At 54.5% G+C, this 15,029-nt stretch carries 15 protein-coding genes; 8 read left to right on the forward strand and 7 right to left on the reverse strand.

Going from position 1 to position 15,029, the window contains the following annotated elements:
- Nucleotides 1-343 precede the first annotated feature (343 nt).
- The 4 genes from ACLHV9_RS24030 to fpr all read left to right on the forward strand — a co-directional run bounded on the left by ACLHV9_RS24030 (nucleotide 344) and on the right by fpr (nucleotide 4,672).
- Nucleotides 344-1,189: an MIP/aquaporin family protein gene (locus ACLHV9_RS24030; RefSeq protein WP_028018114.1), complete on the forward strand. Its 846-nt coding sequence runs from the start codon at nucleotides 344-346 to the stop codon at nucleotides 1,187-1,189.
- A gap of 21 nt (nucleotides 1,190-1,210) precedes the next feature.
- Nucleotides 1,211-2,719 carry a glycerol kinase GlpK gene (gene glpK / locus ACLHV9_RS24035; RefSeq protein ID WP_407221143.1) on the forward strand — a complete coding sequence of 503 codons (1,509 nt, stop codon included), beginning with the start codon at nucleotides 1,211-1,213 and terminating at the stop codon, nucleotides 2,717-2,719.
- Nucleotides 2,720-2,818: 99 nt separating this feature from the next.
- A complete protein-coding gene (glpX, locus tag ACLHV9_RS24040) occupies nucleotides 2,819-3,829 on the forward strand; it encodes a class II fructose-bisphosphatase (RefSeq protein ID WP_028018116.1) in 1,011 nt (336 codons plus the stop codon).
- A gap of 96 nt (nucleotides 3,830-3,925) precedes the next feature.
- The gene (gene fpr / locus ACLHV9_RS24045; RefSeq protein ID WP_128348437.1) at nucleotides 3,926-4,672 is read left to right on the forward strand and encodes a ferredoxin--NADP(+) reductase; all 747 of its coding nucleotides are present in this window, start codon (nucleotides 3,926-3,928) and stop codon (nucleotides 4,670-4,672) included.
- Here fpr and ACLHV9_RS24050 read toward each other — a convergent pair whose 3' ends face one another.
- Nucleotides 4,673-5,092, reverse strand: coding sequence for a DUF805 domain-containing protein (locus tag ACLHV9_RS24050; RefSeq protein ID WP_407221144.1), 420 nt, complete (start codon nucleotides 5,090-5,092; stop codon nucleotides 4,673-4,675).
- Nucleotides 5,093-5,204: 112 nt separating this feature from the next.
- Here ACLHV9_RS24050 and ACLHV9_RS24055 point away from each other — a divergent pair, with 112 nt between their 5' ends.
- Together ACLHV9_RS24055 and tpiA are read left to right on the forward strand one after the other, a co-directional pair.
- Nucleotides 5,205-5,801: a DUF1454 family protein gene (locus ACLHV9_RS24055; RefSeq protein WP_049004908.1), complete on the forward strand. Its 597-nt coding sequence runs from the start codon at nucleotides 5,205-5,207 to the stop codon at nucleotides 5,799-5,801.
- A gap of 111 nt (nucleotides 5,802-5,912) precedes the next feature.
- On the forward strand, nucleotides 5,913-6,680 hold the full coding sequence (gene tpiA / locus ACLHV9_RS24060; protein WP_014172206.1) for a triose-phosphate isomerase: 768 nt from the start codon (nucleotides 5,913-5,915) through the stop codon (nucleotides 6,678-6,680).
- Between the two features lie 44 nt (nucleotides 6,681-6,724).
- Here the strand turns inward: tpiA and ACLHV9_RS24065 are convergent, their stop codons facing one another.
- The 6 genes from ACLHV9_RS24065 to cpxP form a co-directional block, all read right to left on the reverse strand.
- Entirely contained in the window at nucleotides 6,725-8,029 is a 1,305-nt protein-coding gene (locus ACLHV9_RS24065; RefSeq protein WP_407221145.1) for an SLC13 family permease, read from the reverse strand.
- A 73-nt stretch (nucleotides 8,030-8,102) separates the two neighbouring features.
- Entirely contained in the window at nucleotides 8,103-8,846 is a 744-nt protein-coding gene (locus ACLHV9_RS24070; protein WP_028018121.1) for a CDP-diacylglycerol diphosphatase, read from the reverse strand.
- 111 nt (nucleotides 8,847-8,957) lie between these two features.
- Nucleotides 8,958-9,947: a sulfate ABC transporter substrate-binding protein gene (locus ACLHV9_RS24075; protein WP_134708693.1), complete on the reverse strand. Its 990-nt coding sequence runs from the start codon at nucleotides 9,945-9,947 to the stop codon at nucleotides 8,958-8,960.
- A gap of 134 nt (nucleotides 9,948-10,081) precedes the next feature.
- Nucleotides 10,082-11,044, reverse strand: a complete 963-nt coding sequence (gene pfkA, locus ACLHV9_RS24080) for a 6-phosphofructokinase (protein ID WP_028018123.1) — start codon at nucleotides 11,042-11,044, stop codon at nucleotides 10,082-10,084.
- A 174-nt stretch (nucleotides 11,045-11,218) separates the two neighbouring features.
- Nucleotides 11,219-12,112, reverse strand: a complete 894-nt coding sequence (fieF, locus tag ACLHV9_RS24085) for a CDF family cation-efflux transporter FieF (protein WP_028018124.1) — start codon at nucleotides 12,110-12,112, stop codon at nucleotides 11,219-11,221.
- A 152-nt stretch (nucleotides 12,113-12,264) separates the two neighbouring features.
- On the reverse strand, nucleotides 12,265-12,771 hold the full coding sequence (cpxP, locus tag ACLHV9_RS24090) for a cell-envelope stress modulator CpxP (RefSeq protein ID WP_114980026.1): 507 nt from the start codon (nucleotides 12,769-12,771) through the stop codon (nucleotides 12,265-12,267).
- A 150-nt stretch (nucleotides 12,772-12,921) separates the two neighbouring features.
- On the opposite strand from cpxP, the gene cpxR reads away from it, so the two are divergent.
- A complete protein-coding gene (gene cpxR / locus ACLHV9_RS24095) occupies nucleotides 12,922-13,620 on the forward strand; it encodes an envelope stress response regulator transcription factor CpxR (RefSeq protein WP_028018126.1) in 699 nt (232 codons plus the stop codon).
- Nucleotides 13,617-14,990, forward strand: coding sequence for an envelope stress sensor histidine kinase CpxA (gene cpxA / locus ACLHV9_RS24100; RefSeq protein WP_028018127.1), 1,374 nt, complete (start codon nucleotides 13,617-13,619; stop codon nucleotides 14,988-14,990). The genes cpxR and cpxA overlap by 4 nt, the downstream gene beginning before the upstream one ends.
- The last annotated feature ends 39 nt before the right edge of the window (nucleotides 14,991-15,029 follow it).

The following is a 15,029-nucleotide window of genomic DNA, read 5'->3' on the forward strand; positions in this document are numbered from 1 at the left end:
ATACCGTCGATTGTATGGAGCACAGCGCTCTGTGTCCAGCGACACACCGCGCAGATCGCGGTTTGCAACACTTTTAGGTCTGGTCCTGGTGCGTTCGCGTCATATCACCCTAAATTGTTAACTCATTCGTTAATGAAATGATTCAGCTCACATTCCGCCACTGATGCAAAAATGTGCTTTATGGCGCGAAAACGCTCATTTTATGACGAAGACCACACATTTTGATTTCGATATTTCTCGTTTTTGCTCGTTAACGATAAATTAACACTATGTCTACAGGACATCGTGGCGGTCACGGGCGGCCATGCTAACAATAAACATCAATTTCTTCAGGATTCCGATTATGAGTCAGACATCAACCTTAAAAGGCCAGTGCATTGCCGAGTTCCTTGGTACCGGGTTGTTGATATTCTTCGGAGTGGGCTGTGTCGCTGCACTGAAAGTGGCGGGTGCCAGTTTTGGTCAGTGGGAAATCAGTATTATCTGGGGTCTGGGCGTGGCGATGGCCATCTACCTGACTGCAGGTGTTTCTGGTGCACATCTTAACCCGGCGGTGACTATCGCACTGTGGCTGTTCGCGTGCTTCGAAGGACGCAAAGTTGTTCCTTTCATTCTTTCTCAGTTTGCCGGCGCGTTTTGCGCAGCGGCGTTAGTTTACGGGCTTTATTACAATCTTTTCATCGACTTCGAACAGACGCATCATATGGTGCGCGGCAGTGTCGAAAGTCTGGACCTGGCAGGCATCTTCTCAACCTACCCTAACCCGCATATCAATTTTGTGCAGGCGTTCGCAGTTGAAATGGTGATTACCGCTATCCTGATGGGCGTTATCCTGGCGCTGACTGACGACGGAAACGGCATTCCGCGCGGCCCGCTGGCACCCCTGCTGATTGGCCTGCTGATTGCGGTGATTGGCGCATCAATGGGCCCGCTGACTGGGTTTGCGATGAACCCGGCACGTGATATCGGACCAAAAGCGTTCGCCTTTATCGCAGGCTGGGGCGACGTCGCCTTCACCGGTGGCAAAGACATTCCTTACTTCCTGGTTCCGCTGTTTGCGCCGGTTGTCGGGGCTGCGCTGGGTGCATTTAGCTACCGCAAATTAATTGGTCGCCACTTACCGTGCGACACCTGTGTGGAAGAGGAGAAGGAAACGACTTCTACCGCACAACAAAAAGCTTCGCTGTAATCTGACTACGGGACACATACCATGACCGAAAAAAAATATATCGTTGCGCTCGACCAGGGCACTACCAGCTCCCGCGCTGTCGTAATGGATCATGACGCGAACATCGTCAGCGTGTCACAGCGCGAATTTGAGCAAATTTATCCTCGTCCAGGCTGGGTAGAGCACGACCCGATGGAGATCTGGGCATCACAAAGCTCCACGCTGGTCGAAGTGCTGGCGAAAGCCGATATCAGTTCCGACGAGATTGCCGCGATTGGTATTACTAACCAGCGTGAAACGACGATTGTCTGGGAACGTGAAACCGGTAAGCCTATTTATAATGCCATCGTCTGGCAGTGCCGCCGCACATCAGAAATCTGTGAACAGCTGAAGCGCGATGGCATGGAAGAGTATGTGCGCAGGGCCACCGGTCTGGTTGTTGACCCGTATTTCTCCGGTACCAAGGTGAAGTGGATCCTCGACCACGTGGAAGGGTCGCGCGAGCGTGCAAAACGTGGCGAGCTGCTGTTCGGTACCGTCGATACCTGGCTTATCTGGAAGATGACCCAGGGACGCGTCCACGTCACCGACTATACCAACGCCTCACGTACCATGCTGTTCAACATCAACACCCTGGAGTGGGATGACAAGATGCTGGACGCGCTGGATATCCCACGCGCGATGCTGCCTGAAGTACGCAAGTCTTCTGAGGTATACGGCCAGACCAACATCGGCGGTAAAGGCGGTACGCGTATTCCTATCGCCGGTATCGCGGGTGACCAGCAGGCGGCGCTGTTCGGCCAGCTGTGCGTCAAGGAAGGGATGGCGAAGAACACCTATGGCACTGGCTGCTTTATGCTGATGAACACCGGCGAGAAAGCGGTGAAATCAGAAAACGGCCTGCTGACCACCATTGCCTGCGGCCCACGCGGCGAAGTGAACTACGCGCTGGAAGGTGCAGTGTTCATGGCGGGTGCGTCTATTCAGTGGCTGCGTGATGAGATGAAACTGATCAGCGATGCGTTCGACTCCGAGTACTTCGCGACCAAAGTGAAAGACACCAACGGCGTGTACGTGGTGCCTGCATTCACCGGTCTGGGCGCACCGTACTGGGACCCGTATGCACGCGGTGCGATTTTCGGTCTGACGCGTGGTGTGAACTCTAACCACATTATCCGCGCCACGCTGGAATCCATCGCCTACCAGACGCGCGACGTGCTGGAAGCGATGCAGGCTGACTCCGGCATTCGTCTGCACGCCCTGCGCGTGGACGGTGGTGCGGTCGCGAACAACTTCCTGATGCAGTTCCAGTCGGACATTCTGGGTACCCGCGTTGAACGCCCTGAAGTGCGTGAAGTCACGGCGCTGGGTGCGGCGTACCTCGCCGGTCTGGCAGTAGGTTTCTGGCAGAACCTGGACGAGCTGCAGGAGAAAGCGGTGATCGAACGCGAATTCCGCCCAGGCATCGAAACCACCGAGCGTAACTTCCGCTACAGCGGCTGGAAAAAAGCGGTGAAACGCGCCCTGGCATGGGAAGATCACGAAGAGTAATTCCTCTCACCCTAACCCTCTCCCCACAGGGGAGAGGGAACTCGTCTCCCCACTCTGTGATAAACTTCGTGCAATTCCTTTTGATTGCACGAGTACCTCATGAAACGTGAACTTGCTATCGAGTTTTCCCGCGTCACCGAAGCGGCCGCCCTCGCAGGCTATAAATGGCTGGGTCGTGGCGACAAAAATACCGCAGACGGTGCGGCTGTCCATGCCATGCGCATCGTCCTTAACCAGGTCAACATCGACGGGACCATCGTGATCGGCGAAGGCGAGATCGACGAAGCGCCAATGCTCTACATTGGTGAGAAAGTCGGCACCGGCAAAGGCGATGCGGTAGATATCGCCGTCGATCCGATCGAAGGCACGCGCATGACGGCGATGGGTCAGGCCAACGCCCTTGCGGTGCTGGCAGTGGGCGACAAAGGCTGCTTCCTCAACGCGCCAGATATGTACATGGAAAAGCTGATTGTCGGCCCGGGTGCCAAAGGCGCAATCGACCTCAGCCTGCCGCTGGAAGAGAACCTGCATAATATCGCCAAAGCATTGGGTAAACCGCTCAGCGAGCTGACCGTCACCATTCTGGCGAAACCGCGCCACGATGCCACGATTGCGCAGATGCAAAAACTCGGTGTGCGCGTGTTTGCCATTCCGGATGGTGACGTTGCGGCCTCGATTCTGACCTGTATGCCGGACAGCGAAGTCGATGTGCTTTATGGCATCGGTGGCGCGCCGGAAGGAGTCGTATCCGCAGCAGTGATCCGCGCCCTGGACGGCGACATGCAGGCGCGCCTGCTGCCACGTCATGATGTCAAAGGCGACAGCGAAGAGAACCGTCGGATTGGCGAAGAGGAGCTGGCACGCTGTGAAGCAATGGGCATCGAAGCTCATAAAGTTCTCGCTCTGGACGAAATGGCCCGCAGCGATAATGTTATCTTCTCGGCAACCGGCATCACGAAAGGCGATCTGCTGGACGGCATTACCCGTAAGGGCAACATGGCAACCACTGAAACGCTGCTGATCCGCGGTAAATCACGCACCATTCGTCGCATTCAGTCTATCCACTATCTCGACCGTAAAGACCCGGACGTACAGACGCACATTCTGTAAAACCGTTTGATCGATAGAGCTTTCCGGCCCAAATGGGCTGGAAATCTTCACGACAAGACAGGAAGATAGACCAGAGAAACAGCACAGGAGAAGATCATGGCGGACTGGGTAACAGGTAAAGTCACAAAGATACAGTTCTGGACCGATACGCTATTTAGTCTCACCCTGCATGCTCCCGTTCACCCGTTTACGGCCGGGCAATTTGCGAAGCTGGGGCTGGATGTCGACGGTGAACGCGTACAGCGCGCTTACTCTTACGTTAACGCGCCAGATAACCCGGATCTCGAGTTCTATCTGGTTACCGTTCCGGACGGCAAACTCAGCCCGCGTCTCGCCGCTCTTAAGCCCGGTGATGATGTGCAAATTGTGAGTGACGCTGCCGGCTTCTTTGTGCTCGACGAAATTCCTGATTGTGACACGCTATGGATGCTGGCAACCGGTACGGCCATCGGTCCGTATCTCTCCATTTTGCAATATGGCAAAGACCTTGAACGCTTTAAAAACATCGTGTTGGTTCATGCCGCGCGCTACGCTGCAGACTTAAGCTATTTGCCGCAAATGCGCGATCTGGAACAGAAGTATGACGGTAAGCTCAAAATTCAAACGGTGGTCAGTCGTGAAACGGCAGAAGGTGCGCTGACGGGCCGTGTGCCGGCATTAATTGAAAGTGGAATTCTGGAAAAGGCAGTGGGTTTGCCGATGACGGCGGAAACCAGCCACGTCATGCTGTGTGGTAATCCGCAGATGGTTCGTGACACGCAACAACTTCTGAAAGATACCCGGCAGATGACGAAACATCTTCGCCGCCGGCCGGGCCATATGACCGCCGAACACTACTGGTGATCAGCGGTATTTCACCTCAACGGTGTCTTTACCGTATTTGTTTTCGCTCTGGGTGCCAATAAATGCGCCCAGATCGACAATCATCATCACGAAGATAACTGACGGTAGCAGCCTGCCGACGACCCAGGGAAGAATGGACGGAAGCATCGCCCAGTTCCCTGCCACCAGCATCCACGCCAGAATAATCAGAAATGCCCACGCCCCGGAACGCCCGCGATCGTGCAAACGTTTTACCACCACGGCCGCTGTTGGCCATAGCAGACAGACCAGCGCAAAGGCCGCCGTTTGCGTACTCAGCCACGCGTTGTAAGCAACAAAAAACAGAACCAGCATGGCGACAACCCACGTCACCATCCAGATCCAGAAATCACGGCGTCCAATACGCCCTTTGAATGAAAACAGCCACTGCTGTATGGTCATGTAAGGTTCCTTATTATCGTATAGCGCGCATTTTACCCTGGAGTTGTGACCTTTTGACAAGCCGACCAGATATCGTTTTAATCATGAGCACTTACGGCCAGGGGCAATGTTGATGAAAATTTCGGCGCGTTCTCTTTTCCTGTGTTTAACGCTGCTTAGCGCGGGCTTTCCCCTGCATGCAGCCGAAACCACCGCCCCGACAACGGCGCCGTATCTGCTTGCGGGCTCCCCGTCTTTCGATCAGTCCATCAGCCAGTTTCGTGAAGCCTTCAATCAGGCCAACCCAACGCTGCCGCTGGATGAATTTCGCGCCATTGATGGTTCTCGCGATACCCCTACGCTGACCCGTGCGGCAAGCAAGATTAACGAGAACTTGTATGCCTCAACGGCGCTGGAGCGCGGCACGCTAAAAATCAAAAGCATGCAAATCACCTGGCTGCCAATTCAGGGGCCAGAGCAGAAAGCTGCGAAGGCGAAGGCGCTGGAGTATATGAGCGCGGTGTTACAGGCCTTTACCCCGGCACTGACGAAAAAGCAAAGCCAGCAAAAGCTGCAAAAACTCCTCGCCGCCGGTAAAAACAAGCGCTACTACGCCGATACCGAAGGTGCGATTCGCTATGTTGTCGCAGACAACGGCGAAAAAGGACTGACCTTCGCAGTTGAACCGATTAAGCTGGCACTATCTGACACACTCGGAGGGGCGAATTAATGACAAAAAGCAAAGCCTTTCGAGGGAAAATCTCTATACTGATTCACAGACCATGCTGCCCGACAGGGTGGCCATATTCCTTAATTCGCTTATTTAGCGTGGAGAATTGAAATGCGACATCCTTTAGTGATGGGTAACTGGAAACTGAACGGCAGCCGCCACATGGTAAACGAACTGGTTGCGAACCTGCGTAAAGAGCTGGCTGGCGTGACGGGCTGTGCGGTTGCTATCGCTCCGCCGGATATGTACCTGGATCTGGCTAAACACGCCGCTGACGGCAGCCACATCATTCTGGGTGCACAGAACGTTGACGTTAACCTGTCTGGCGCATTCACCGGTGAAACCTCCGCTGAAATGCTGAAAGATATCGGCGCGAAATACATCATCATCGGCCACTCTGAGCGTCGTACCTATCACAAAGAATCCGACGAGTTCATCGCGAAGAAATTCGCGGTGCTGAAAGAGCAAGGTCTGATCCCAGTTCTGTGCATCGGTGAAACCGAAGCTGAAAACGAAGCAGGCAAAACGGAAGAAGTGTGTGCTCGCCAGATCGACGCAGTGCTGAAAACTCAGGGTGCAGCAGCATTCGAAGGCGCGGTCATTGCTTACGAGCCAGTCTGGGCGATCGGTACCGGCAAATCAGCAACCCCTGCGCAGGCTCAGGCAGTTCACAAGTTCATCCGCGATCACATTGCTAAAGCCGACGCGAAAGTGGCTGAACAAGTCATTATCCAGTACGGCGGTTCCGTAAACGCATCCAACGCTGCTGAGCTGTTCACCCAGCCAGACATCGATGGCGCGCTGGTTGGCGGTGCATCCCTGAAGGCTGACGCTTTCGCGGTGATCGTTAAAGCAGCAGAAGCGGCCAAACAGGCGTAATGCTGTTGTGGCGGGTGGCGCTTGCGCTTACCCGCCATACTCCGCTACAAACGACCCAATACGCTAAACCACAAGTAATCCAGCGGCAACAGCACCAGATAGGTCGCTATCGCCAGCGCCAGACAGAGCACCATCCCCGCCTTTGCAGGCACCTTCCCGAGCCCCATCGCCACCACAATTGGTGACGCCTGATACGGCAGCAGCGGTGTGGAATAACCCAGTACCTGGATCATGATCACCGACAGCAGCGGGAAACCCGTCGCGTCGGAAAAACTCTGTGCCAGCGTGGTATACAGCGCAGGAACACCGTTGGCGGTCATAATGAAGTTGAGCGCGGTGGTAATACCGGTCAGCGCCAGGAAACTGGTGAAGGGGTTATCAGCGTCCAGCGGCATTATCCGCAGTAATGCTTCACCTACGGCTGCACCAATCCCGGTCTGCGTCACCACAATCGCCAGACCAAGAATGCCCGCGACATAAATACAGGTACGCATATTCACCCCCGCAGAAAACTCTTCTCCGGTGATAAAACCGATGCGCGGTAGCATGACGATGACCGAGGCCGCCAGCCCCGTCCACGCGGGCCCCACACCGTGCCAGCTCTCCGTCACCCACATCCCCAGCACCACCGCCAGCAGCCAGGCGAGACGCTTTTCATCCCGCCCCATCGGTTCAGACGGTGCCAGATCCTTCTGTGGTTTTGGATTACCGGGAAAGAGCCAGCAGACCAGGCCAATCAGAATCAGACCTTTGAGAATGCCCAGTACGGGGGTGTGCAGCAGCAGATACGGGACGTAACTCAGGTGGATGCCGTACGAACCTTCCGCCGCACCGCTCATCACCAGGTTAGGAACGTTTGCAGGCAAAATAGTTGCCGAGAGCTGGAATGTACCGAACCCCACAGCCAGCGCCAGGCCAAACCACGCCCGCGAACCGTCTGCGATACTCGCCCTTTTCGCCATCGCAGCAACGATAGGCATCAGGAGCGCAATACGTCCCATATTCGACGGCATCACAAACGCCAGCGCATAGCTCAGCAGCACCACGCTCGCCACCATCAACACCCAGGAGTCGGTGAGCTTTGCCGACAGCGCACGCGCAGCCCTGTCCGCCAGGCCGGTTTTACGGATCGCCACGCCGAGCACAAAACCGCTAAACACCAGCCAGAACGCCGACGAGGCAAAACCACCGAAGATCACCTCCGGCGGGGCGATTCTGGCGGTCATCGCGGCCGTGAAGAACAACAGCGCGGTGATAAATTCCGGTAATAGCGACGTCGCCCACAGCACAATGGTGACGCCAACGATCAGTGAGGGCAGCAGTAGAGGGTGAGCTAACCAGAGCGACATACCTGTCTCCCGTAGATTTTTTCAGCAAGTCTACGGTGACAGGCAGCCGGAGTAAACGCGATTTATAGTGGGGTCAATTCAGGATAGTGCATTGATGATCCTGCAGTTCCTCAGCCGATGCGCGATTAAGGGTAAGCAGGTTACGTTCCGTTGCCAGTAAAACAAAAGAGCCATCTGACTGCTGCGCCATCGCCAGCGCAAAGCGTCCCATATGGTCGCGTGCTTCCGGCAGCTCTTCCGCCAACATCATAAACGGACTGCGCTGCACCAGCTCATTCTCCGTTACCCGACGGGCAAGATACTCATGCCCTTCCAGCCCACCCGGAAGAGGCAGCCACTGGGTGCTAATTTCGCCCTGAGCCGCGTTCAGCTTCTCGCGCACATCCGGGCGCAGGCAGGAGATATGAATATGAAAATGGTTCTGCGTACGGCCTGTCGGGGAGTTAATCGTCAGTGAAATGGCGCTGTCAGGCACCTCGGTTCCCCGCTTCAGGGTCATAAAACTGCGTGACTGCCACGCCAGCCAGAAAAAATTCGGCGTATGAGGCTCGGTCAAAAGCGGACTTTCTGTGCCGTTGATACGGTAGGTTGGCATCAGCAGATACTGCAGCGGTCCATTGCGGTCTTTAAACACCACATAACCTGCATCTGTTTTCACCTGCGCACACGGCGCCGGGTTACGGTTCTGGATTTGATTCGGCACACACTGGTCGAGAACGATATGTCGCAGCGCATCCGGATTACCCGCTTTCATCCAGTACCCGCCGCCAGCGGCAAGGGCGATGACAATCAGGATCAATAAGATAATTTTTTTCACAGCGCGTTCCCTGTATCCATTTGAAGTGAAAGAGTAACGCAAAATGATGACCAAATAAAAAACCCGGTGGATTTCTCACACCGGGTCACCGTGTCGTTCTTTGCGAAATACTTAGCGTTTGCTGATCTGGTCGAAGGTACCGCCGTTAGAAAAGTGCTCTTTCTGTGCTTTGGCCCAGCCACCAAACTCGTCATCAATGGTGAAGAGCTTCAGTTTCGGGAAGACGTTTTCGTATTTCTTCGCAACCGCCGGGTCACGTGGGCGATAGAAGTTTTTCGCTGCAATTTCCTGGCCTTCTGGCGAGTAGAGATACTTCAGGTAGGCTTCCGCCACTGCTTTGGTCTCTTTCTTCTCTACCACTTTGTCGACCACAGAAACGGTTGGTTCCGCGAGGATAGATTCGCTTGGGGTCACAATCTCGAATTTGTCTTTACCCAGTTCGTTGGTGGCCAGCAGGGCTTCGTTTTCCCATGCGATCAGCACATCACCAATACCGCGCTCGACAAAAGTGTTGGTTGCGCCACGCGCGCCGGAATCCAGCACCTCAACGTTTTTATACAGCGCTTTCACGAATTCCTGAGCTTTAGCCTGGTCACCGTTGTTGTGGTGCAGCGCGTAACCCCACGCCCCCAGGTAGTTCCAGCGAGCGCCGCCGGAGCTTTTCGGGTTCGGAGTAATCACAGACACGCCCGGTTTGATCAGGTCATTCCAGTCATGAATTTGTTTTGGGTTGCCTTTACGCACCAGGAAAACAATGGTCGAGGTGTAAGGCGCGGAGTTGTCCGGCAGGCGTTTGATCCAGTTTTTATCTATACGTCCACGTTCGGCGATGGCGTCGACATCGTAAGCCAGTGCCAGAGTGACCACATCGGCTTCAATACCGTTGATCACAGACGTCGCCTGCTTGCCGGAACCGCCGTGAGACTGGCGAACCACAACGTTGTCGCCGGTTTGCTGCTTCCAGTGTGCGGCAAACGCTTTGTTGTACTGCTCGTAAAGTTCACGCGTCGGGTCGTATGACACGTTCAGTAACTGGATGTCCTTAGCCAGAACGCTGGTCGATGCCAGCAATAATGTTAAACCCACGCCCCATTTATTCATCGCCCAGCTCTCTTGTGTAGTGTTTTGATGAATGCAGCGTGCCAGAAAGCGAATCGAGGATTAAAGAATAAAAAAAGATTGGCTATAACTTAGAGGAATAAAAGCCCTCTCCGCAACGGAGAGGGCTTGAGGGATCAGTACAGTTTTTTCGCGCAGTCCAGCCAGTCACCTTTGAACGGACGTTTCATGTTTTCAATGGCGTCGATGATGTCATGGTGCACCAACTGCTCGTTCTGAATACCGACGCAGCGGCCGCCGTGACCCTGCAGCAGCAGTTCAATAGCGTATGCCCCCATACGGGACGCCAGAATACGGTCGTACGGGCCAGGGGAACCGCCACGCTGGATGTGACCCAGTACGGTCGCGCGGGTTTCGCGTTTGGTTTCGGTTTCGATGTACTTCGCCAGCTCGTCAACATCACAGATGTGCTCGGTGATGGCAACAATCGCGTGTTTTTTACCTTTCGCGATGCCCGCTTTGATTTCAGCAACCAGATCTTCACGGCTGAATTCCACTTCCGGCACAACCACGAACTCACAACCACCCGCAATCGCGGCGGCCAGAGTCAGGTCACCACAGTAACGCCCCATCACTTCAACGATGGAGATACGCTGGTGAGAAGAAGAGGTGTCACGCAGGCGGTCAATCGCTTCCACAACGGTACCCAGCGCGGTGAAGTAACCGATGGTGTAGTCAGTGCCTTTGATGTCGTTGTCGATAGTGCCTGGCAGACCGATGCACGGGAAGCCCATTTCAGTCAGACGTTTTGCACCCATGTAAGAGCCGTCACCACCGATAACCACCAGGGCGTCCAGGCCACGTTTCTTCATGTTCTCGATAGCCACTTCACGAACGTGTTCATCACGGAATTCCGGGAAGCGTGCAGACCCAAGGAAGGTGCCGCCACGGTTGATCATGTCAGACACGCTGTAACGGTCGAGCTGAACCATACGGTCTTCGTACAGACCCAGGTAACCATCATAGATACCAAAAACTTCCAGACCTTCCGTCAGCGCTGCACGGACAACCCCACGAATTGCCGCGTTCATGCCCGGCGCATCACCGCCGCTTGTCAACACACCGATTTTCTTAATCATGACTACCTCTGAACTTAGGAATGCAAAATTGAAATCTGTTGCCGGAAGAAACTTATCGACCAACGAATACTGCAAATAGTATATCAATCACTTCCAGCTGAATTGATTCAGGTCAGACCAAATGGCGGTAATTTATACACAAAATGCTGGCCTGGCTCACTTTTTTACAACGAATTACGAAAGCCCAACATGTCCAGGTACTACCGAGCAGGGATCCTGGTGAATGATGACGTCTGAACCAGGAAAACGCTGCAAAATCGCCTGCTCGACCTGCTCAGCAATAACGTGAGCCTGAACCAGTGGCAGGTTGTCTTCCATTTCAATGTGAATCTGAATAAAGCGGGTCGGCCCTGACTGCCGCGTTCGAAGATCGTGAGCACCGCTGACGCCAGGCCAGGAGGTCACAATAGTAAAAATTTCATTACGTTCTGAGTCCGGGAGAGCGCGATCGAGCAGCGATTGCACCGCTTCATACCCCATCCGTAAGGCACTATATAAAATATAGATACCAATCCCTAACGCGAACAACGCATCGGCCCGATGCCAGCCGTACCAGGCCAGACCGAGCGCAATAAGAATAGCCCCATTCATCATAACATCAGATTGATAATGAAGCATATCCGCCCGTACTGCCTGACTTTGCGTTTTGCGAACGACCCAGCGCTGGAACGTTACCAGAACAAGTGTGCATATAAGTGCAACGACTGTCACAACGACGCCCACGCCGGGATCGTTCATCGGGGTCGGCGAGACGAGATGCTGAATGCCGGTTAAAAACAGGAACAGTGCAGACCCGGAAATGAACATGCTTTGCGCCAGCGCGGCCAGTGACTCCGCTTTGCCGTGCCCGAACGTGTGCTCTTCATCCGCCGGTTGCAGCGAGTAACGCACCACCAGCAAGTTGGTCAGTGAGGCTGCAATATCCATCAATGAGTCTACCAGCGCCGCCAGAATACTGACCGAACCGGTATACCACCAGGCAAAGATTTTGATCAGTAGCAGGCTAGAGGCCATGACGGTTGCCGCAATGGCAGCCCGGCTTACCAGCCTTCCATAGGATTGATTCATAAACACTCCTGTCATGTCATGCCGCTAGTATAACGGAAGCGTGAGGAGTCAAAGGATGAATAAACGGTTAACAAATTAGAATGAAGGCAAAAAAAACCCCCACATCATGTGGGGGAAGACAGGGATGGTGTCTATGGCAAGGAAAACAGGGTTTACTGGTTACTACGGGTACTGCTATTGCTACTGAAAAACGTCGTTTCCGAGTTTCGCTGCATCCGTGCAACCTCACGCAACTGGTCCATACGCTGCTGATGTTTGGTGTTCAAAACCGCTTGCTGCTCGGGCGTTAGCAGGTGGAACATTTGGTTGCGGACCTTCGCCATCTCTACCTGGCGGGCAACCTGTTCCTGTGCCATTTTCTCGGCCTGAGCGCGTACAGCGCTTTCGTCAAAATTTTCTGCGGTGACAAGGCGATGCATTGTCTCCATTTCGCTAACATTAACAGGGGGCTGGTCATGTCTTGCCCTCTGCATCAGATCTCGCATCTGTTGACGCTGATGTTCGGTTAAACTTATGCCGTCAAACATATGGCTTTGGCTACTGTGCTGCGTTGTGTCCTCTTGTGAGGAACCGTTATCGCTGATGATAGCTACAGCAGCCTGGCTAAACGCACTGAACGCCAGCGTTGAGGCCATGACGGCAGCGGTAACTTTGCGCATCACTTGCTCCCAAAATCTTTCGTGTCGCGATTCAACGAGAGACAGTCTACGATTCAGGCTGCAAACATGCGTCAGGGGGTGTAAAACAACGTAAAGTCATGGATTAGACAGCCTTGATGTCGTAATTTCTGCCTCGGAGGTATTTAAACAATGAATAAAATCCTGTTAGTTGATGATGACCGAGAGCTCACATCCCTTTTAAAGGAGTTGCTCGACATGGAAGGTTTCAACGTTCTGGTTGCCCATGATGGCGAGCAGGCGCTGAGTCTCCTTGACGACAGCATCGATTTACTTTTGCTCGACGTCATGATGCCGAAGAAAAACGGCATTGATACGCTGAAAGAGCTTCGCCAGACACACCAGACACCCGTAATCATGCTGACCGCACGCGGCAGCGAACTTGACCGCGTACTTGGCCTTGAGCTGGGTGCGGATGACTATTTACCGAAACCGTTCAACGACCGTGAACTGGTCGCCCGTATTCGCGCTATCCTGCGTCGTTCGCACTGGAGCGAGCAGCAGCAGAATACCGACAACAGTTCGCCGACGCTGGAAGTGGACTCCCTGAGCCTGAACCCGGGCCGCCAGGAAGCCAGCTTCGACGGCCAGGCGCTGGAATTGACCGGCACGGAGTTCACCCTGCTTTATCTGCTGGCGCAACATCTCGGCCAGGTGGTATCGCGTGAACATCTGAGCCAGGAAGTGCTGGGCAAGCGTCTCACGCCGTTTGACCGCGCCATCGACATGCACATCTCTAACCTGCGCCGTAAGCTGCCGGAGCGTAAAGACGGTCACCCATGGTTTAAAACCCTGCGTGGTCGCGGTTATCTGATGGTCTCCGCTTCATGATAGGAAGCTTAACCGCCCGCATCTTCGCCATTTTCTGGCTGACGCTGGCACTTGTTTTAATGCTCGTACTGATGTTGCCAAAACTCGACTCACGCCAGATGACGGAGCTTCTCGACAGCGAGCAACGTCAGGGCGTGATGATCGAGCAGCACGTCGAAGCCGAGCTGGCAAATGACCCGCCAAACGATTTGATGTGGTGGCGCAGGCTGTTTCGCGCTATCGACAAGTGGGCACCACCCGGGCAACGCCTGCTGCTGGTCACCAGTGAAGGCCGAGTCATTGGTGCCGATCGCAATGAAATGCAGATTATCCGTAACTTTATCGGTCAGGCAGATAACGCCGATCACCCCCAGAAGAAGAAATATGGCCGCGTTGAGATGGTGGGGCCTTTTTCTGTCAGGGATGGGGAGGATAATTATCAGCTCTACCTGATTCGACCGGCGAGCAGTTCCCAGTCTGATTTTATCAATCTGCTGTTTGACCGTCCGCTCCTGCTGCTGATTGTCACCATGTTGGTTAGCTCGCCGCTGCTGTTATGGCTGGCGTGGAGCCTGGCAAAACCGGCGCGTAAGCTGAAAAATGCCGCCGACGAAGTGGCGCAGGGCAACCTGAGACAGCATCCTGAGCTAGAATCCGGGCCACAAGAGTTTCTTGCTGCAGGTGCCAGTTTCAACCAGATGGTGAGCGCGCTGGAGCGTATGATGACGGCGCAGCAACGGCTGCTTTCGGATATCTCGCACGAACTGCGTACCCCGCTAACACGACTACAGCTTGGTACCGCCCTGCTCCGTCGTCGCAGTGGTGAGAGCAAAGAGCTGGAACGTATTGAAACGGAAGCGCATCGTCTGGACAGCATGATCAACGATCTGCTGGTGATGTCGCGCAATCAGCAGAAAAACGCGCTGGTCAGCGAGACGGTGAAAGCCAATCATCTGTGGCATGAAGTATTAGACAACGCGGCGTTCGAAGCAGAACAGATGGGTAAATCCTTTACCGTCAACTTCCCGCCGGGGCCATGGCCGCTGTACGGTAACCCTAACACGCTGGAAAGCGCGCTGGAGAACATCGTACGTAACGCCCTGCGCTACTCGCATACGAAGATTGAGGTCGCCTTCTCGGTGGATAAAGACGGGATCACCGTGATCGTCGATGATGATGGTCCTGGCGTGAGTCCGGAAGACCGCGAGCAGATTTTCCGACCGTTCTACCGTACCGACGAGGCGCGTGACCGCGAATCTGGCGGCACGGGGCTGGGTCTGGCGATTGTTGAAACCGCCATGCAGCAGCACCGCGGTTGGGTGAAAGCCGACGATAGCCCGTTGGGCGGATTGCGGTTAACGCTGTGGCTGCCGCTGTATAAACGTTCCTGACCCCACGTCCCCCGATGTTGCATCGGGGGACGCTGTTCA

Origin of the sequence: Enterobacter sp. CPE_E890, assembly GCF_046521475.1 — a bacterium.
Classification (GTDB): domain Bacteria; phylum Pseudomonadota; class Gammaproteobacteria; order Enterobacterales; family Enterobacteriaceae; genus Enterobacter; species Enterobacter adelaidei.

Excerpts from the sequence above, each read along its gene's own strand:
- tpiA (WP_014172206.1), top strand. The coding sequence starts at position 5,913 with ATGCGACATCCTTTAGTGATGGGTAACTGGAAACTGAACGGCAGCCGC.
- cpxR (WP_028018126.1), top strand. The coding sequence starts at position 12,922 with ATGAATAAAATCCTGTTAGTTGATGATGACCGAGAGCTCACATCCCTT.
- ACLHV9_RS24065 (WP_407221145.1), bottom strand. The coding sequence starts at position 8,029 with ATGTCGCTCTGGTTAGCTCACCCTCTACTGCTGCCCTCACTGATCGTT.
- glpX (WP_028018116.1), top strand. The coding sequence starts at position 2,819 with ATGAAACGTGAACTTGCTATCGAGTTTTCCCGCGTCACCGAAGCGGCC.
- ACLHV9_RS24075 (WP_134708693.1), bottom strand. The coding sequence starts at position 9,947 with ATGAATAAATGGGGCGTGGGTTTAACATTATTGCTGGCATCGACCAGC.
- fieF (WP_028018124.1), bottom strand. The coding sequence starts at position 12,112 with ATGAATCAATCCTATGGAAGGCTGGTAAGCCGGGCTGCCATTGCGGCA.
- cpxP (WP_114980026.1), bottom strand. The coding sequence starts at position 12,771 with ATGCGCAAAGTTACCGCTGCCGTCATGGCCTCAACGCTGGCGTTCAGT.
- fpr (WP_128348437.1), top strand. The coding sequence starts at position 3,926 with ATGGCGGACTGGGTAACAGGTAAAGTCACAAAGATACAGTTCTGGACC.
- ACLHV9_RS24030 (WP_028018114.1), top strand. The coding sequence starts at position 344 with ATGAGTCAGACATCAACCTTAAAAGGCCAGTGCATTGCCGAGTTCCTT.
- glpK (WP_407221143.1), top strand. The coding sequence starts at position 1,211 with ATGACCGAAAAAAAATATATCGTTGCGCTCGACCAGGGCACTACCAGC.
- pfkA (WP_028018123.1), bottom strand. The coding sequence starts at position 11,044 with ATGATTAAGAAAATCGGTGTGTTGACAAGCGGCGGTGATGCGCCGGGC.
- ACLHV9_RS24055 (WP_049004908.1), top strand. The coding sequence starts at position 5,205 with ATGAAAATTTCGGCGCGTTCTCTTTTCCTGTGTTTAACGCTGCTTAGC.
- ACLHV9_RS24050 (WP_407221144.1), bottom strand. The coding sequence starts at position 5,092 with ATGACCATACAGCAGTGGCTGTTTTCATTCAAAGGGCGTATTGGACGC.
- cpxA (WP_028018127.1), top strand. The coding sequence starts at position 13,617 with ATGATAGGAAGCTTAACCGCCCGCATCTTCGCCATTTTCTGGCTGACG.